The organism is Cobetia sp. 1AS1, assembly GCF_029846435.1.
GTDB classification, from domain to species: domain Bacteria; phylum Pseudomonadota; class Gammaproteobacteria; order Pseudomonadales; family Halomonadaceae; genus Cobetia; species Cobetia amphilecti.
In genome coordinates this window covers 93,973-112,815 of sequence record NZ_JARWKU010000004.1, presented here as the reverse complement: position 1 = coordinate 112,815, position 18,843 = coordinate 93,973, and the positions used below count along the sequence as shown (strand labels likewise).

15 protein-coding genes are annotated in these 18,843 nt (G+C 62.6%); 6 read left to right on the top strand and 9 right to left on the bottom strand.

The features are described 5' to 3' along the window. Positions 1 to 302: 302 nt before the first annotated feature. From gatC to QD280_RS09110, 4 genes are all read left to right on the top strand, one after another. Positions 303 to 590, top strand: coding sequence for an Asp-tRNA(Asn)/Glu-tRNA(Gln) amidotransferase subunit GatC (gatC, locus tag QD280_RS09125; RefSeq protein ID WP_054555110.1), 288 nt, complete (start codon positions 303 to 305; stop codon positions 588 to 590). Between the two features lie 130 nt (positions 591 to 720). Beyond that, positions 721 to 2,199, top strand: a complete 1,479-nt coding sequence (gene gatA, locus QD280_RS09120) for an Asp-tRNA(Asn)/Glu-tRNA(Gln) amidotransferase subunit GatA (protein WP_153635165.1) — start codon at positions 721 to 723, stop codon at positions 2,197 to 2,199. After that, a complete protein-coding gene (gene gatB / locus QD280_RS09115; RefSeq protein ID WP_043332582.1) occupies positions 2,199 to 3,653 on the top strand; it encodes an Asp-tRNA(Asn)/Glu-tRNA(Gln) amidotransferase subunit GatB in 1,455 nt (484 codons plus the stop codon). Before gatA ends, gatB begins: the two co-directional genes overlap by 1 nt. Before the next feature lie 165 nt (positions 3,654 to 3,818). Next, complete coding sequence (locus tag QD280_RS09110; protein WP_043332584.1) at positions 3,819 to 4,370, top strand: cupin domain-containing protein; 552 nt, start codon at positions 3,819 to 3,821, stop codon at positions 4,368 to 4,370. A gap of 122 nt (positions 4,371 to 4,492) precedes the next feature. On the opposite strand, the gene QD280_RS09105 is transcribed toward QD280_RS09110, so the two are convergent. From QD280_RS09105 to QD280_RS09095, 3 genes are read right to left on the bottom strand one after another with little or no spacing between them, the layout of a single operon-like run. Then, positions 4,493 to 5,989 (bottom strand): aldehyde dehydrogenase, encoded by a 1,497-nt coding sequence (locus QD280_RS09105; RefSeq protein ID WP_279839001.1) that lies wholly within the window; start codon positions 5,987 to 5,989, stop codon positions 4,493 to 4,495. Positions 5,990 to 5,991: 2 nt separating this feature from the next. Then, positions 5,992 to 7,506 (bottom strand): aspartate aminotransferase family protein, encoded by a 1,515-nt coding sequence (locus QD280_RS09100; RefSeq protein WP_279839000.1) that lies wholly within the window; start codon positions 7,504 to 7,506, stop codon positions 5,992 to 5,994. Between the two features lie 2 nt (positions 7,507 to 7,508). Next, positions 7,509 to 8,297 carry a gamma-glutamyl-gamma-aminobutyrate hydrolase family protein gene (locus QD280_RS09095; RefSeq protein WP_279838999.1) on the bottom strand — a complete coding sequence of 263 codons (789 nt, stop codon included), beginning with the start codon at positions 8,295 to 8,297 and terminating at the stop codon, positions 7,509 to 7,511. A gap of 260 nt (positions 8,298 to 8,557) precedes the next feature. Between QD280_RS09095 and QD280_RS09090 the strand changes: the two genes are divergently transcribed. Further along, positions 8,558 to 9,934, top strand: coding sequence for a glutamine synthetase family protein (locus QD280_RS09090; RefSeq protein ID WP_192838334.1), 1,377 nt, complete (start codon positions 8,558 to 8,560; stop codon positions 9,932 to 9,934). 317 nt (positions 9,935 to 10,251) lie between these two features. Next, entirely contained in the window at positions 10,252 to 11,664 is a 1,413-nt protein-coding gene (locus QD280_RS09085) for a Na+/H+ antiporter NhaC family protein (RefSeq protein WP_279838998.1), read from the top strand. Between the two features lie 161 nt (positions 11,665 to 11,825). Here QD280_RS09085 and QD280_RS09080 read toward each other — a convergent pair whose 3' ends face one another. The 6 genes from QD280_RS09080 to QD280_RS09055 all read right to left on the bottom strand — a co-directional run bounded on the left by QD280_RS09080 (position 11,826) and on the right by QD280_RS09055 (position 18,843). Next, on the bottom strand, positions 11,826 to 13,118 hold the full coding sequence (locus tag QD280_RS09080; protein ID WP_279838997.1) for an FAD-binding oxidoreductase: 1,293 nt from the start codon (positions 13,116 to 13,118) through the stop codon (positions 11,826 to 11,828). A 237-nt stretch (positions 13,119 to 13,355) separates the two neighbouring features. Then, complete coding sequence (locus QD280_RS09075; RefSeq protein ID WP_052384404.1) at positions 13,356 to 14,738, bottom strand: glutamine synthetase family protein; 1,383 nt, start codon at positions 14,736 to 14,738, stop codon at positions 13,356 to 13,358. Between the two features lie 73 nt (positions 14,739 to 14,811). Continuing rightward, positions 14,812 to 15,876 (bottom strand): spermidine/putrescine ABC transporter substrate-binding protein, encoded by a 1,065-nt coding sequence (locus tag QD280_RS09070; protein WP_192838332.1) that lies wholly within the window; start codon positions 15,874 to 15,876, stop codon positions 14,812 to 14,814. Between the two features lie 69 nt (positions 15,877 to 15,945). After that, positions 15,946 to 17,010: a spermidine/putrescine ABC transporter substrate-binding protein gene (locus tag QD280_RS09065; protein ID WP_279838995.1), complete on the bottom strand. Its 1,065-nt coding sequence runs from the start codon at positions 17,008 to 17,010 to the stop codon at positions 15,946 to 15,948. 112 nt (positions 17,011 to 17,122) lie between these two features. Beyond that, positions 17,123 to 17,923, bottom strand: coding sequence for an ABC transporter permease (locus QD280_RS09060; protein WP_279838994.1), 801 nt, complete (start codon positions 17,921 to 17,923; stop codon positions 17,123 to 17,125). Next, complete coding sequence (locus QD280_RS09055; RefSeq protein WP_279838993.1) at positions 17,920 to 18,843, bottom strand: ABC transporter permease; 924 nt, start codon at positions 18,841 to 18,843, stop codon at positions 17,920 to 17,922. The genes QD280_RS09060 and QD280_RS09055 overlap by 4 nt, the downstream gene beginning before the upstream one ends.

Below are 18,843 nucleotides of genomic sequence, written 5' to 3'. Positions count from 1 at the left end.
AACCCTGTGCAGACGCGAACGGTACCATTGCCACCCCATGGCGGCAAGCTGACACGCCTGCCAGAGCGACGCAGATGTGGTACATTTCACGCCGAATCACACTGTAACGGCGCATTCGGCGACAGATTGCTCCATCGCTGCAAAGCGCGCTGTTTTACAGGGTAACGGGCATCGGGTTTGCCGGGACACCACAATTTTCGAATTCGGCTTTTCGCGTACCTCGCGCCAGCCCAATTCCGTGTGGTCGTCTCCGACTCCTGCCGTCACCTCAAGCCTCTCGAAGCCAAGACAGGGAAACTTCAATGGCCCTTGAACATTCAGATGTGCTGCGTGCCGCTCACCTCGCACGCCTGGGTCTTGCCTCGCAGGATGCCGAAGCCTACGTCGAGGATCTCGACCGGATTCTCGCCATGGTCGACCAGCTGCAACAGGTCGATACCGACGGCGTCGCACCGCTGGCACACCCGCTGGAAGCCACGCAACGCCTGCGCGCGGACGAAGTCACCGAATCGAATCAGCGCGAGCGTTTTCAGCAGGTGGCCCCGGCCACAGAGCAGGGTCTGTATCTGGTTCCGCGCGTCGTCGAGTGATCTCGCCTGGCAGGTCGCTCACGCATCGTGACCGGCTGCCATCGGATACCACGTCACGCGGCACGCCCCGTCCGCCCCGGAATTTCTGCGGACGATGCCCGGCGCATCGTCTGCACTGATGGAATCGAACATGTCATCGTCCATTGCACTACATGACAAGACGCTCAGTGAGCTGGCGCAAGGCCTGGAGGCCGGCGAATACACCAGCCGCGAGCTGACGGAAGCCTTCCTGGCCCGTATCGAACGCCTCGACGGCGAGCTCAACAGCTACATCACCCTGTGCCGCGAAGACGCGCTGCGTGATGCGGATGCCGCCGATGCACGCCGTGCCGCTGGCAATGCCGCCGCGCTGACCGGCGTACCGATGGCCATCAAGGACATCTTCTGCACCGAAGGTGTGCGCACCAGCTGTGGCTCGAAGATGCTCGACAACTTCGTCGCGCCCTACGACGCCACCGTGATCGAGAAGCTCAAGGCCGAAGGCGTGGTGATTCTCGGCAAGACCAACCTCGATGAGTTCGCGATGGGCTCCTCGAACGAGAACAGCCACTACGGCGCCGTCAAGAACCCGTGGGATCTGTCCGCCGTGCCGGGTGGCAGCTCCGGTGGGAGTGCCGCCGCCGTCGCCGCAGGCCTTGCGCCGGCCGCCCTGGGCACCGACACCGGCGGTTCCATCCGCCAGCCGGCCGCCTTCTGTGGCATCACCGGCCTCAAGCCGACCTACGGTCGCGTCTCGCGCTACGGCATGATCGCCTACGCCTCCAGTCTCGATCAGGGCGGCCCGATGGCCCGCTCCGCCGAAGACTGCGCGCGCCTGATGAACGTGATCGCCGGTGCCGACCCGCGCGACTCCACCAGCGTGGTGCGTGGCGTGCCGGATTACGTCGAAGGGCTGGACTACAACCTCAAGGGGCTGAAGATCGGCCTGCCGAAGGAATACTTCGGCGAAGGCCTGTCCGAGGAAGTCGAAGCCTCCGTGCGTGCCGCGATCAAGGTCTTCGAGGATGCCGGTGCCAGCGTGCAGGAAATCTCGCTGCCGCATACCCACCTGGCCATCCCGACCTACTACGTAATCGCGCCGGCCGAGGCCTCCTCCAACCTGTCGCGTTACGACGGCGTGCGTTTCGGCCATCGCTGCAAGGACCCGCAGGACCTGGAAGACCTCTACAAGCGCACCCGCGAGGAAGGCTTCGGCGACGAAGTGAAGCGCCGCATCATCATCGGCACGCACACCCTGTCCGAAGGCTTCTTCGATGCCTACTACATCAAGGCCCAGAAGGTGCGTCGCCTGATCCGCCAGGACTTCCTCGATGCCTTCGACCAGGTCGATGTGCTGATGGGCCCGGCGGCGCCGACCCCGGCGTTCGATCTCGGCGCGCACAAGGACCCGCTGTCCATGTACCTGCAGGATCTCTACACCATCGCCATCAACCTGGCGGGCATTCCGGGCATCAGCGTGCCGGCTGGCCTGGCAGGCAAGCGTCCGGTGGGTCTGCAGATCCTCGGCCCGCACTTCGGTGAGCAGACCCTGCTGGGCGTCGCGCACCAGTTCCAGCAAATCACCGACTGGCACCGCCAGCGCCCGGAATTCGGACAGGAGCAAGCCTGATGCAATGGGAAGTCGTAATCGGGCTTGAGGTTCACGCTCAGCTCGCCACCCAGTCAAAGATCTTCTCCGGCTCTTCCACCACCTACGGTGCCGAGCCCAACACCCAGGCAAGCGCCGTGGACCTCGGTCTGCCGGGCACCCTGCCGGTGCTCAACGAGCAGGCCGTGGCCATGGCCGTGCGCTTCGGCCTCGCCGTCGATGCCGCCGTTGCCGGCCGTTCGGTGTTCGAGCGCAAGAACTACTTCTACCCGGATCTGCCCAAGGGCTACCAGACCAGCCAGATGGATCAGCCCATCGTCGGCCCTGGCGTGCTCGAGATCCTGCTGGAAGATGGCACGCGCAAGTCGATCCGCATCCACCACGCCCACCTCGAGGAAGATGCCGGCAAGTCGCTGCACGAAGACTTCCAGGGCATGACCGGCATCGACCTCAACCGTGCCGGCACACCGCTGCTGGAAATCGTCTCCGAGCCGGACATGCGTTCCGCCAAGGAAGCGGTGGCCTACGTGAAGGCGATCCACGCCATCGTCACCTACCTGGGCATCTCCGACGGCAACATGGCCGAAGGTTCCCTGCGTTGCGACGTCAACGTCTCGGTGCGCCCCAAGGGCCAGGAAGCCTTCGGCACCCGCGCGGAGATCAAGAACGTCAACTCCTTCCGCTTCATCGAGCGCGCCATCCACTTCGAGGTGGAGCGTCAGATCGAGCTGATCGAGGACGGCGGCAAGGTCGTGCAGGAAACCCGCCTGTATGATCCGGACGCCGACGAGACGCGCAGCATGCGCACCAAGGAAGAAGCCAACGATTACCGCTACTTCCCGTGCCCGGACCTGCTGCCAGTGGAAGTGGACGAGGCCTACATCGAACACCTGCGCCAGACCCTGCCGGAACTGCCGGCCGAGAAACGCGCCCGTTTCGAAAGCGAACTGGGCCTGTCCGCCTATGACGCCAGCGTGCTGTCCGCCAGCCGCGAGATGGCCGACTTCTTCGAGGAAGTGAAGGATGTCTGCGGCGATGCCAAGCAGGCCGCCAACTGGGTGCAGGGCGAGCTGGCCGGTCGTCTCAACAAGGAAAACCTCGACATCACCGTCAGCCCGGTCTCCGCGGCCCAGCTGGGTGGCCTGATCAAGCGCATCGTCGATGAGACCATCAACGGCAAGGCCGCCAAGCAGGTGTTCGCTGCACTGTGGGATGGCGAAGGCAAGAGCGCCGACGAGATCATCGAGTCACGCGGCCTCAAGCAGGTCACCGACACCGGTGCCATCGAAGCCGTGGTCGATCAGGTCATCGCCGACAACCCGGCCCAGGTGACCCAGTATCAGGAAGCCGAGCCGGACAAGCGTGGCAAGATGATCGGCTTCTTCGTCGGCCAGGTGATGAAGGCCTCACGCGGCACCGCCAATCCGCAACAGGTCAACAAGGTGCTGAAAGACAAGCTGGATAGTCTCAGCTGATCGCGTGGCCGATGATCAGGACAGCGCCGGCTCTGATGCCGGTGCCCCTGATCTTGACCACCAGCACGTGAACGACGGCCAGTCGCGGAGCTCCGTGGCTGGCCGTCGTCGGTCTGGAAGGGCTTGCCCCTCTCCTCAACTCGTCGCGACATGAAGGATGTTCTGATGGCAGATGATGTCGGTGCCCGCCTGCGGGCATTGCGTACCTTGCGTGGCATCTCGCAACGCGAGCTGGCCAAGCGCTGCGGTGTGACACACTCGAGCCTGTCACTGATCGAACAGGGCAAGGTCAGCCCGTCGGTGAGTTCACTGTCGAAGATTCTCGCCGCCATTCCCATGAGTGTCGGAGACTTCTTCACCATGGAGCTCGAGAACACCGCCAAGGTGTTTTACAGCGAGGAGGAGCTGATCAACGTCGGCAGCGGCGATGTCATCTTCAAGCTGGTGGGCGCCAAGCGGCGTGACCGCGCCCTGTCGTTCATGATCGAGACCTACCCGCCCGTCACTGACACTGGCCGCGAGATGATCACCCATCAGGGTGAGGAAGCGGGCGTGGTCATCGAGGGCGAGATAGAGATCACCATCGGTGGCGACACGCGGGTATTGAAGGCGGGCGACGCCTACTACTTCGATACCAACGTGCCGCATCGCTTCCGCAACATCGGCGATGTCGAGTGCCGTCTGGTCAGCTGTGCCACGCCGGCGCGGATGTTCTAGCCCTTGCGGCGAAGGCAAGAAAGAAGAGGCCACGCAATCGCGTGGCCTCTTCTTTCTTCGCAAGCCCCTGAGTTCACGGGGACCTACACAGCTCATTTCATTTCAGTTCAGCTCATCCCGGTTCAGCTCAGCTCGATCCAGACACTCTTGAGCTGGGTGTATTCCGCCAGCGAGTGATGTGACTTGTCACGGCCGTTGCCGGACTGCTTCACCCCACCGAAGGGCATGGTCTGATCGCCCCCCGCCCAGTTGTTGACGAAGACCTGACCGGATTCGAGACGATGCGTCACGCGCATGATGCGATCGATATCCTGGCTCCACACCCCTGCCGCCAACCCGAAGTCACTGTCATTGGCCAACGCCAGCGCTTCGTCTTCGGTCTCGAAGCCGAACACGGACAGCACCGGGCCGAAGATTTCCTCGCAGCCGATCGCCATCTGTGGCGTGACGCCATCGAAGACCACAGGACGAATGAAGAGTCCGGGCCCGTCGACCTCCTCACCGCCGGCGCGCAGTGCCGCGCCCTCCTCGACACCCTGACGGATATAGCCCATCACGCGCTCATACTGGGTGCTGTCGACCATCGCGCCCATGAAGCTTGCCGGGTCCAGCGGGTCGCCCGGCTGCATGCGTTCGGCAGCCGCGACCACCTTGGCGACGAAGGCATCGCGGATCGAGTTCTCCACCAGCAGACGGGAACCCGCGATACAGACCTCGCCCTGGTTGTAGAAGATGGCGGCAGCGGCACTTTCGGCGACGCGATCCAGATTGGCGCAATCGGCGAAGACGATGTTGGGACTCTTGCCGCCACACTCCAGGAACACCCGCTTCAGATTCGACTGCCCAGCGTACTGCATCAGCTGCTTGCCGACGGCGGTGGAACCGGTGAAGGCCAGGCACTCGACGTCCATCGACAGCGCCAGCGCACGCCCGACGGTATGCCCGAAGCCCGGCAGCACCTGGAAGACGCCGCTCGGGATACCGGCCTCACGCGCCAGCTGCGCCAGACGCAGCGCCGACAGCGGTGACTTCTCCGACGGTTTGAGGATGACGCTGTTGCCCGCCGCCAACGCCGGGGCGATCTTCCACGCCGTCATCATCAGCGGGAAGTTCCACGGCACGATGGAGGCCACCACGCCCAGCGGTTCGCGCAGCACCATGCCCAACGCCTGCTGACCGGTCGGGGCGACCTCACCGTAAAGCTTGTCGATGGACTCGGCCTGGTGGCGGATCGAGCCGATCGCCCCGGCCATGTCGTTCAGCGCGCTAGTGACCGGCTTGCCCATGTCGAGGCTATCCAGCAACGCCAGCTCATCCTGATGGGCTTCCATCAGCTCGGCCAGCCTGAGCAACACCTGCTTGCGCCGATTCGGGGCCATGCGCGACCAGACACCGCTCTTGAAGGCGGCACGCGCATGACGAATGGCGATCTCGGCATCGGCGCTGTCACAGCTGGCGACCATCGCCAGCCGCTCACCGGTGGCCGGGTTGAGGCTCTCGAAGGTCTCGCCGCTGACCGCCGGCACGAATTCGTCATTGATGAAGGCATTGCCTTGCAACTGCGAGGTCAGGCGGGCGGCCAGCGCCTGCCATTCGGCCAATGTCTGAGGACGGCTCATGATCAGGATTCCGAGGTCAGGGAAGAGGAAGGTTCAGAGGATGGAGCAGAGGAGAGTGAAGAAGGCAGCGAGGACGAGGGCGAAGTGGCCTTCAGCGCAGCGGAAGAGCAAGCGGCGGCGTGACTCGCCAGCTGGCGCGCCGTTTCATCCAGTGCCGCGCGCGCCAGACTGACCAGCGCATCGATCTGCTCATGCGTGATCACCAGCGGCGGCGAGATGATCATGGTGTCACCTACCGAGCGCATCACCAGCCCCGTCTCGAAACAGATATCACGACACAGGTTGCCGACGGCCTGGGAAGAATCGAAACGCGCGCCACTGGCCTTGTCGGCCACCAGCTCCAGCGCCCCCATCAGGCCAAGCGAACGCGCCTCGCCGACCAGCGGGTGGTCTGCAAGCGTGGCCCAGCGACTGGCGAGATACGGCCCCAGGTCGTCACGCACCCGGGTGACGATATCCTCGCGCTGCATGATCTCGAGGGTCTTGAGCGCCACGGCGGCACACACCGGGTGTCCGGAATAGGTGAAGCCATGGAAGAACTCGCCGCCCTCTTCGATCAGCGTATCGGCGACCCTGTCGCCGACCAGCACACCGCCGATCGGCAGGTAACCAGAGGACAACCCCTTGGCGATGGGCATCAGATCGGGCTTCAGGTCGTAATGCTGACTGCCGAACCATTCGCCGAGGCGACCGAAGCCGCAGATGACCTCATCCACCACCAGCAGGATGTCATATTTCGCCAGCACGGCCTTGATGGCAGGCCAGTAGCTGTCAGGCGGCATGATCGCACCGCCGGCACCCTGCACGGGCTCCGCCAGGAAGGCGGCCACATTGTCCGGGCCCAGTTCCTGGATGCGCGCATCCAGCGCCTCGGCACACAGTCGCCCGAAATCATCTCGGCTGTGTGGTTCAGATGCCGGGCTTTCACTCCCCTTTCCACGACCTTCCGCGAACCAGTAAGGCTGGCGAATATGCGTGATGCCGGGCACACAGGGGCCGCCCTGGGCATGCATCGGTGCCATGCCGCCCAGGCTCATGCCCGCGACGGTCGAGCCGTGATAGCCATTCTCGCGCGCGATGATCCACTGCTTTTCCGGCTTGCCCTTGAGCGCCCAGAACCGCCGAACCATGCGCAGCATGCTGTCGTTGGCTTCAGAGCCGGAGCCGGTGAAGAAGACATGATTGATATGCTCTGGCGCGAGACGACACAGCTCGGCCGCCAGCTCGATCGCCGGCGGGTGGGCGGTCTTGAAGAAGGTGTTGTAGTACGGCAGCTGCGTCATCTGCTGGGTGGCCGCCGCGACCAGTTCCGGCTGGTCATAGCCGAGGTTCACGCACCACAGCCCCGCCATGCCATCGAGAATCCGCTGGCCATCGGCGTCATGGATATAGACGCCGATGGCACCGGTGATGATTCGACTGCCCTGCTCGCCCAGCTGCTTGAAGTCGGTGAAGGGGTGCAGGTGGTGGCGCGCATCCAGCGCCTTCAGGCGTTCGCCAGCGTCATTCATTGCCATCTTCACGCCTCCTCGCGAGTCGGGTGACAGGTCGGCAAGGTGCCACCCTCGGCCTTGTCACGACAGGCCGCGGCAAAGCCTTCCAGAATCGCCTGATACAAGGCGTGCTCACGCGGCTTCCATTCCGGATGCCACTGCACCGCCAGCGTGAAGGACGCCGCACCACTGACCGAGACCGCCTCGATTAGCCCATCCGGGGCAACCGCTTCGATATTCAGGCCCTCACCAAGACGGGCGACCCCCTGCTGATGCAAGGAATTGACCTGCGCCTCGGGCGCGGCGTAAAGCCCTGCCAGCACTCCGCCGGGCGAGATGCTGATGGCATGCGATGGCGCGAACTGCGCCTCGAGATCGCCCTTGGGCTCACGATGATCCATCAGGCCTGCCACCTTCTGCACCGCCTGGTGCAAGCTGCCGCCGAAGGCAACGTTCAGCTCCTGAAACCCGCGGCAGATCCCCAGCAGCGGCAGTCGCAACTCAAGCGCCAGCGGCACCCAGCAGAGCACCGCAGCGTCGCGGGCCGGGTCTTCATAGGTGTTCTCCGGCGCGCTGGTCTCGCCGTAGCGTGAGGGGTGCATGTTGGAATAGCTGCCAGTCAGCAGCAGACCATCCAGGCGTGCCAGCAGGGCGCTGGCGGCGCCGGGCTCGACATCCTCCCAGACCGGAATGACCACCGGATCCAGTCCGAATTCACGCAGGGCGCTGACGTACTTGTCGGTCACCATATGCGCCGGATGACCTTCTACGGTGCGACGGCAGGCAATGACGCCCACCAGGGGACGAGGTGGCATGGGATCTCCTTTGAGGCGAACAAGCAGGCCTTGGATGATTGGTATGTTTTAATCAACATAGACTGAACGCCTTTCCTTGCCAACCCGACGAAACGACGATTTCACATAAATCAACATAAACCACTGTTCAAAAAGAATTTATCGCCATAACACCAAAGCCATCCAGCCACGAAAACCGTCACGTGTTGTAAAATATTTGACAACAATGGCCATGATGGCGATATATAAACCACAACATCCCATGCCCACAGGTGATATCCATGTACAGCCTCCCCGTCGATGAGGCCAGAGAATTTCTGGACCGTCATCCGGAAATCGAGAACATCGATCTGCTGATCAGTGACATCAGCGGTATCCAGCGCGGCAAGCGAATCCCGCGCGAGAATCTGGAAAAGGCCTATGAGAATGGCATCAACCTGCCAGGCTCCGTCTTCGCACTGGATATCGCCGGCAACACCATCGAGGAAACCGGGCTGGGGCTCAGCAGCGGCGACAGTGATCAGGTCTGCCGCCCCATCCCCGGCACCTTGATGGCAGCCCCCTGGCTGCGCAACGGCAAGCAGGGGCAGCTGCTGATGAACATGCGTGATGACAAGGATGGCCCCTTCTTTGCCGACCCGCGCAATCAGCTGCAGAAACAGGTCGATATTCTTGCCGACATGGGCCTGACGGCGGTCGTCGCGCTGGAGCTGGAGTTCTATCTGGTCGATCGCGAGCGCGATGACCTGGGCATGGTGCAGCCGCCGTGCTCCCCGCTGACAGGCGAGCGCGCCAGCGAAAGCCAGCTCTATTCCATCGGCGAGCTGGATGAGTACGCCGACTTCCTCGACGAGATCCAGACTGCCGCGCGCATCCAACAGCTGCCGCTGGATACCGCGCTCAAGGAATGTGCGCCGGGCCAGTTCGAGATCAACCTGATCCATCTCGACGATGTCATGAAGGCCTGTGACAGCGCTGTCCTGCTCAAGCGTCTGATCAAGGGCGTCGCCCTGCGCCACGGCTTCGATGCCACCTTCATGGCCAAGCCGTATGGCGACGAGGCCGGCAACGGCATGCATGCGCACATGAGCCTGGTGGACCAGCACGGCAACAATGTCTTCGCCGCGCAGGACGAGAATCCGCTGGGCACCGAGACCCTACGTCACGCCATCGGCGGCCTGCTGGAACTGATGCCCGCCTCGATGGCGCTGTTTGCGCCCAACCTGAATTCCTATCGCCGCTTCCAGCAGGGCCTGTACGTGCCGATGGCGCCGACCTGGGGCTTCGACAATCGCTCGGTCGCCATCCGTATCCCCTCCGGCCCCAACGAGGCACGTCGTCTCGAGCACCGCGTAGCCGGGGCCGACGTCAATCCCTACCTGCTGCTGGCCACCTTGCTGGCCTCGGTGATCCACGGCATCACGCATCAGGTCTCGCCGGGCGAGCCGGTCACCGGCAATGCCTATGACCAGTTCGAGCCGAGCCTGACCAACAGCTGGCCCGAGGCGCTGACGCTGCTGGAGGAGAGTGAAGCATTGGCCCACGCCTTCAGCGAGCGCTTCCTGAAAGTCTTCATCGCTGGCCGTCGCGCGGAGCGTGAAGCGGCCATGCAGATCATCAGCCGTCTGGAATACGACTGGTACCTGCGCAACATCTGATCCACACCGACCTCTCCACCAACTCCAGGGCTCAGGACATGACAATCATAAAAACCGTCGCTGCCCGCGACTTCGTTGGTCACTCACTGCATGGCCACGGCTTTGCAGACCGGCTCCCCGCAGAGCGCTGCTGCGCTGACCAACTCAGTGCCGAGCAAGTCAGTACCGACCAAGTCAGTACCGAGCAAGTCAGCACCGAGCACTTCCTCGCTGCATGGGAGGCCCGGGCATGAATCAGGTCTCTCCCGTCCCCCCCAGCGTCCCCACACCCCTTCGCTCCCTCCGTCAGCGCCCGTGGCAAGGGGCGCAGCATTGCCATGTTCGGCGTCATCCTGGCACTGGTGCTGGGCATCACCTTTACCCATGAGGCCGGCACGCCGTTCGGCTGGATCAGCCTCGTGCCATCGCTGATCGTGCTGGTGGTCGCCATCGCGACCCATCGCACCCTGGAAGCCCTGGCCATCGGCGCGCTCTCGGGTCTGCTGATACTGCAGCCTGACGACTACATCGGAGAGCTGGCCGATATCTCGCTGGGCGTGATGATGAACGAGACCATCGCCTGGCTGATTCTGGTCTGTGGGCTGATGGGCGGCTTCATCGCCATGATGGAGAAGTCCGGGTGCACGCTGAGTTTCAGCAACATGATCGGTCGCCTGCTCAAGACACGCCGTCAGTCGCTGATCGGCACCGTGATTCTCGGCATCCTCATCTTCATCGATGACTATCTGAATGCCCTGGCGACGCCGGCGGCGATGAAACGCCTGACGGACCGCTTCGGGGTCTCGCGTGAGAAGCTGGCCTATATCGTCGACTCGACTGCCGCCCCCATCTGCATTCTGGTGCCCCTCTCGACCTGGGCGGTGTACTTCTCCCAACTGCTCGAGGAAGGCGGTGCCACCGAAAGCGGCATGTCGCTCTATATCCAGGCGATTCCCTACATGCTGTATGGCTGGATCGCGATGGCGCTGGCCATGCTGGTCGCCATTGGCCTGATGCCGGACATCGGCCCGATGAAGGCCGCCGAGCGACGCGCCAAGGCCGGCCAGCCGATTCCTGACGGCGCCCCGGAGCCCCTGCCGGAAGCCCAGGCGCCGCAGTCCAGCCCCTGGATCGGTCTGATGAACTTCGTGCTGCCAATGGCCGTGCTGATCGGCGCAAGCGCCTGGTTCGAGATCGACCTGCTCAAGGGCGTGATCGTCGCTACGCTGTTCACCATCCTGCTGTATCTCGCCCAGCGCCTGGTGTCGTTTTCCTCGCTGATGGACGCGGTGATGGACGGCTTTCGCACCATGATGCTGCCCCTGGCCATCGTGGCGGTCGGGTTCGTGCTGCGCGAGGTCAATGACCAGCTCGGCATGACTACCTTCATGATCGAGAGCCTGACGCCCTATCTGACTCCGGCGATCCTGCCGGCCATCGTGTTCGTCAGCATGGCCGTCGTGGTCTTCGCGACCGGCTCCTCCTGGGGCGTGTTCGTGATCTCGATCCCGATCGTGATTCCCATCGCGCTGCACATGGATGCCTCGCTGCCGCTGATCGTCGGTGCCCTGCTGTCAGCCTCCAGCTTCGGTAGCCACGCCTGCTTCTTCTCGGACTCTTCGGTGCTGTCCTCACAGGGCTGCGGGGTACAGCCGATGCAGCATGCGCTGACGCAACTGCCCTACACCTTGATCGGTGCGCTGGTCACGACGCTAGGCTTCCTGCTGTTGGGATTCTGGATCGCCGGCTGACCCAACACTCACGCCATGAATCGGCAAGACATGCACTGCGCCCCGCTTTCAAAGGCGGGGCGCAGTGCGTTTCGGGCCAGGTCAGGCGTACTTTCCAGCCCATAGAAAAAGCCGCCTCCCGATAAGGAAGGCGGCTTGGGGCATTCTGGAGAACAGGCTGATCAGATACCGAGCTTGTCGCGGGTCTGGTAGTACCAGGCACCCACGGCAGACAGCGGCACCCGCAGCATGCGGCCACCGGGGAACGGCAGGTGCGGCAGGCCGGCGAAGGCATCGAAGCGGCCATCACGGCCGGTCATCACCTCACTGATCAAGCGCCCTGCCAGATGGCTGCAGGTCACGCCATGCCCGGAATAGCCCTGGGCGTAGTAGACGTTGTCATTGAGCACGCCGAACTGGGGCAGACGATTGAGCGTCATCAGGAAGGTACCGCTCCAGGCGTAGTCGATCTTGACGTTGGCCAGTTGCGGGAAGGCCTTGAGCATCTTGGGGCGAATCAAGGCTTCGATATTGCTGGGGTCTTCGCCGCCATAATTGACGCCGCCACCGAAGATGAGTCGGTTGTCACGGGTCAGGCGGTAGTAATCGAGCAGGTAATTGCAGTCTTCCACCGCCATGTTGTTGGGCAGCAGACTACGCGCCACATCCTCCGCCAGCGGTTCGGTGGTGATGATCTGGGTACCACAGGGCATCGACTTGCCTTCAAGCTCCGGCAGCACGCCGTTGAGGTAGGCATTGCCCGCCATTACGACGCGGTCGGCCCGCAGGGTGCCGCCCGCGGTCTTGAGCACGACGGGGCTGCCATGCTCGAGACTCAGCAGCGGGCTGTGCTCGAAGATCACGCCGCCCAGTGACTCGAAGACTGCGGCTTCGCCCAACACCAGATTGAGCGGATGGATGTGGCCACCGGAGTGATCGACCAGCGCGCCCGTATAGCCTTCGGCACTCACTTCACGCTTGTAGGCATCGCCTTCCAGCAATTCGAGGCTGGTGTTGCCATAGCGCTCCCACAGCGCCTTGTGCTCCTTGAGCCCCTTGAGCTGACGCGCATTGCAGGCGGCAAACAGATTGCCTTCGCGCAGGTCACAATCGATGCCATAACCGGCGATACGCTCACGAATGATGCGGTTGCCTTCAAAGGCCATGTCGCCCAGCGCACGTGCCGTCTGGGCGCCGAAACGCTCCTCGATCACATCCATGTCGCGGCTGTAGCTGTTGACGATCTGCCCGCCATTGCGACCAGATGCGCCGTAACCCACGCGAGCGGCCTCCAGCACCATCACCTTGAGGCCCTGCTCGGCCAGGTGCAGCGCCGCCGAGATGCCGGTGAAGCCAGCCCCGACGACGCAGACATCACAGCTGACATCTCCCGCTAGCGGGGGCCGTTCGGGCACGGCATTGGCTGAGGCGGCATACCAGGAGGCAGCATGTTCCAGGGGCAGAGAGGCACTCATGACAATTTCCTTGTGGTTATTTTAATCAACATAAAAGCACGATATCACGGATCATCGAGCCAATCACGCCGACTTTGATATGCAATAATCACCACAAGCAGCGACCTGCCAACACAGAGTGCACCACCTGAAACGCCGAAAGGCCGTGACGACTGTCACGACCTCTCGGCTCCCTCATGGGCATGCCCCGCAGGGTGAGATACACAGTGCTAGACACACAGGACATGTCCCGAAGGGCTAGACACGCAGCAGCAGGTGCTCCCGCTCCCACGAGCTGATGACCTGGAAGTACTCACGATGCTCGGCGCGCTTGACGGCCAGATAGCTCTTCACGAAGCGCTCGCCGAGAATATCCGCCAACGGCTTGCAGGAGTGCAGCGCATTCAGTGCCGGCCCGATATCGTCCGGCAGGCTGTTGCCGCCCTCCCAGGCAGAGCCCACGGCCGGCGGACGTGGCTCGATCTGCGCCATCATGCCCAGATAGCCGCAGGCCAGCGAGGCAGCCATCACCAGATAGGGATTGGCGTCGGCGCCGGCCAGACGGTTCTCGACCCGCGTCCCCTCGGCATCTGACACCGGCACCCGCAAGCCGACGGTGCGGTTGTCAAAGCCCCACTCCACGTTGATCGGTGCGGAGCCACTGGTCTCGCTGCGCATCAGGCGGCGATAGGAATTGACGTTGGGCGCGAAGAACGGCATCGCGGACGGCATGTAGGTCTGCAAGCCGCCGATGAAGTTGCGAAACAGGGTGCTGGCCCGCCCCTCATCATCCGCGAACAGGTTCCTGCCGGTCGCGACATCCACCAGACTCTGATGGATATGCATCGAGCTGCCCGGCTGATAGGCCATCGGCTTGGCCATGAAGGTGCCGTACATGCCGTGGCGCAATGCCGTCTCGCGCAGCGTGCGCTTGAACATCACGACCTGATCGGCCAGCGCCAGCGGGTCACCATGCTCGAAATTGACCTCCATCTGCCCGGCGCCCTCCTCATGGATCAGGGTATCGAGATCCAGCCCCATGGCCTCGCAGTAGTCATACATCTCCTCGAAGAGCGGATCGAACTCATTGACCGCATCGATGGAATAGGACTGACGGCTGCTCTCCTGACGACCGCTGCGCCCGATGGGCGGCTCCAGCGGATAGTCGGAGTCCTTGTTGGTCTTGACGAGGTAGAACTCGGCTTCGGGGGCCACCACCGGCTTCCAGCCGCGTGCGGCATACAGCGCCAGCACTCGCTTGAGCACATAGCGCGGCGACAGCTCAACCGGATCACCATTGAGGTAATAGCAGTCATGGATGATCTGCGCGGTGGGGTCTTCCGCCCATGGCACCAGATAGACGGCACTGGTATCCGGGATCAGCTGCATGTCCTGCTCGGCCGGATTCCAGAAGCGGCTGTCTTCATCATCCGGATACCCGCCGGTGACGGTCTGGATGAAGATGGAGTCCGGCAGGCGCGGTCGCCCACCATTGAGGTACTTGCGCGCCGGCATGATCTTGCCCTTGAGAATGCCGGTCAGGTCGGTGACCAGACATTCCACCTCGGTGATGCCATGTGCCGTGAACCATTCCTGCAGCACGGCTTCGTCGTCTTCGCGACCAGTGGGTTCGTACTTCATGACACCTTCCTTGAACGCTACAGGGCAGGCCACGCGCTCGGCAGCCTGCTTCGATAGACCCGATTGCCAGCGCTCAGCGCGCCTTCACCTCGGACCACAGCTGCTGGAATATCTGCAGCTGCTCGCCGGAGAGACTCGGTGAAAAACGCAGTCGCGCCATGTCCTCTTCGGAGGGCTGAATCGGTGGCTGAGTCAGCACCTCATCCAGATACGGCTCTGCCGCGGCATTGGGGCTGGCGTAGTAGTTGTAGTTGGAGAGCTGCGCGCCGACCCGGGCATCGAGAATGAAGTTGATGAAGGCATTCGCCAGCTCCGGGTGCGGCGCCCTGGCGGGAATCATCATCGAATCCACCCACTTCTCGGTGCCCTCTTCGGGGATGACGAACTTGATGTCAGCGAAGGACTCCGGATTTTCCTCACGATAGAACAGGTAGTCGCCATTGAAGGACAGCCCGGCATGCGTGACCTTGCGCGCCAGCTGCTGAAGTGCGGGCGTGCCGTCGGAGAAGCCACTGAAATTGCCGCGATGCTTGGTCTCGATCAGCAACCTGGCGGCCTCGCGCCAGTCGTCGAGATCCGTGCAGTCATAGCCATGGCCGAGATAGGCGCAGGCGATGCCCATGCTGACCTGACCACCGGTCATCAAGCCGAACGGCCAGGCATCATTGACGGTCGGATCAAACACCATCGACCAGCTCTTGGGCGCTTCCTTGAAGGTGCTGGCGTTGTAGACAAGCCCGGTGACACCCCACTGATAGGGCGCGGCATAGTCGAGCCCCTCCCCCAGCACCGGATCACGGAACTGCTCGGCGAGATTGGCCAGATTCGGCACCTTGTCCTTGTCGAGCTTCTGTACCAGGCCCATCTCGATCAGGCGCGGTACGTAGTAGCTGGAGGGCACGATGATGTCGTACTGGGAGACACCCCCGGCATTCAGCTTGGCGACCATTTCCGGCTGCGAGTTGTAGTAGTTCTCGACCACCTCGACGCCGAACTTCTCCTCGAAGGCGGTGATGATTTCCGGGTCCATGTACTGGGTCCAGTTGAAGAGATACAGCTTCCTGTCTTCAGCCTGGACGCCACCGGCCAGCAACAGGCTGGCGATGGCCGCAGCGAAACGCAGCGTGTCAGTTGTCATCGTGATGCTCCATGCGTGGCTTCGACTCAGACATCAATCAGAGCTCCTTCGGTTCAGAGCTCCCTCGGTTCAGCGCGACTGCACCTCAGACCACAGTTGCTGAAATACCTGCAGTTGTTGGCCGGAGAGACTCGGTGAGAAACGCAGGCGCGCCATGTCATCCTCAGAGGGCTGAATCGGTGGCTGAGTCAGTACCTCATCCAGATACGGCGCCGCGGCGGCGTTGGGGCTGGCGTAGTAGTTGTAGTTGGAGAGCTGCGCGCCGACCTTGGCATCCAGAATGAAGTTGATGAAGGCGTTCGCCAGCTCCGGGTGCGGTGCCTTGGCCGGAATCATCATCGAATCCACCCACTTCTCGGCACCTTCGTCAGGAATGACGAACTTGATGTCAGCGAAGGACTCCGGGTTTTCCTCCAGATAGAACAGGTAGTCGCCGTTGTAGGACAACGCGCCATGGGTGACCTTGCGCGCCAGCTGCTGAAGCGCCGGCGTGCCATCGGAGAAGCCGCTGAAGTTGTCGCGGTGCTTGGTCTCGATCAGTAGCCTGGCGGCTTCGCGCCAGTCATCCAGGTCGGTGCAGTCGTAGCCGTGCCCGAGATAGGCACAGGCAGACCCCATGCTGACCTGACCATCGCCCATCAGGCTGAAGGGGTAATCGCCATTGACGGCGGGATCAAACAGCAAGGACCAGCTCTTGGGCGCCTCTTTGAAGGTGCTGGCGTTGTAGACCAGTCCCGTCACGCCCCACTGATAGGGAGCGGTATATTCGGCGCCCGGATCGAAATTCGGGTCACTGAACTGCTCGGCGACATTGGCCAGGTTCGGGACCTTGGCCTTGTCGATCTTCTGCACCAGGCCGGTTTCGATCAGACGCGGCACGTAATAGTTGGACGGCACGATGATGTCGTACTGGGAGACGCCGCCCGCGTTGAGCTTGGCCAGCATTTCCGGCAGCGAGTTGTAGTAGTTCTCGACTACCTCGACACCGAACTTCTCCTCGAAGGCGGTGATGATTTCCGGGTCCATGTACTGGGTCCAGTTGAAGAGATACAGCTTCTTGTCTTCGGCCTGGACGGCACCTGCCAGCAGCAGACTGCCGATGGCGACAGCGAAACGCAGCGTGTTGTTTGTCATTGTGATGCTCCGCTCAACGTGCTTGAGAAGTGATGGGACGTGCGTGATTAATGATCAGGCCCGACGTCGGCAAGGACAGCAGTGTCAGACCGCCTGTGGATATTGCGTATGCTCACGACGCCGCGCGCCGGCGCGACAGCACCAGACTCATGAGCGCCGCCAGGGCGACCGCCGCCATCATCAATGTGGCGATGGCATTGATTTCGGGCGTCACGCCCTTGCGTATCGCGCTCCAGATGTAGATGGGCAAGGTGGCGCTCTCCGGTCCGGCGGTGAAGAAACTGATCACGAAATCATCCAGCGACAGCGTGAAGGAAAGCAGGAAGCCCGAGATCAATGCCGGCTTGAGTGTCGGCAACATGAAGAACTGCACGCGCTGCCGCGGTGTCGCGTAGAGGTCCTTGGCCGCCTCGAACAGCGTCGGGTCCAGCCCGATGAAGCGCGAGTAGACGATCAACGCCACGAACGGCACCTGGAAGGTGACGTGTGCGATGGTCATGGTGGCCAGTCCCGGCGACAGCAGACCGGTCAGCTCATTGATCTTGACGAAGAAGGTCATTTCCGAGATCCCGAACACGATGTCCGGCAGCACGATGGGCAGATAGATCAGCACGATCAGCCAGCCCAGCTTGCGGTGACGATGGCGATACATGCCATACCCGATCAGCGTGCCGATCATCAGCGCCAGCAATGACGACACCACCGCCAGCAGCAGCGAATTGCCCAGCGCCGACAGAATCGCGTCATTGCCCAGCAGGCGCCGATACCAGCGCAGTGACACGCCAGTGAAGCTGGCGGCACTGTTGGAGGCATTGAAGGAAAACAGCATCACCACGATCAGCGGCAGATACAGAAAACCGAGCGTCAGCCACCAGAAGCCCCGCAATCCCTTGTGAAAACCACCGCGCCTCATATCACCACCTCTTCACCGCCGCCCAGCCGCTTGCCGATGCGGCGCATGGCGTAGAGACCAATGAAAGTGGCGATCAGCATCAGGATCGCGCCCGCCGCCCCCAGCGGCCAGTTGGCGCTGCCAGCGAACTGATTGGCGACCAGATTGCCCAGCATCATGCCCTTGCCGCCGCCCAGCAGCTCCGGAATCACGTACATGCCGAAGGCCGGAATCGCCACCAGCACGACACCCGCCAACAGCCCCGGCAGCGTCTGGGGGAAGACCGCGTGCCAGAAGGCCTTGAGCGGCGAGGCGTAGAGGTCCTGCGCCGCCTCCACCAGTGAAAGATTCAACTTCTCGAAGGCGGCGTACAGCGGCAGCACCATGAACGGCAGGAAGTTGTAGACCAGCCCCAGAGTGACCGCGAAATTGGACGGATAGAGCCCCATGTTGGGCGCGATCATGCCCATGGCTTCTGCCAGCTCCGCCAGCGGCGTGCCCGGCGCCAGCAGATTCATCCAGCCGAAGGTGCGAATGACCTGATTGGTCCAGGACGGCACCACTATCGCCAACAGCATGATCGGCCGCCAGCGCTGGTCTGCCTGCGAGATGTAATAGGCGATCGGATAGGCCACCAGCACCACCAGCACAGTGGAAAGCACGGTCTGCCACAGCGAGCGCCCCAGCGTCATCAGGTTGCCCGGGCTCCAGCCGAGAAAGCCCTGTCCGGCCAGCTGCTGAAACGAGGTCAATGACAACGGCATTTCCGGCAGCCCATAGGGGCCGTTGGTCATGAAGGCCACGCTCATCAGATAGAGACTGGGCAGCACCAGAAAGACGATGATCCACAGTGCACCGGGCGCGACCGTCAGCAACAGGTGGCGTGACTCGGCGACCACCGCGCGGCTGCGCGCAGTGGCCAGGGTTGCGTGATAGGCCAT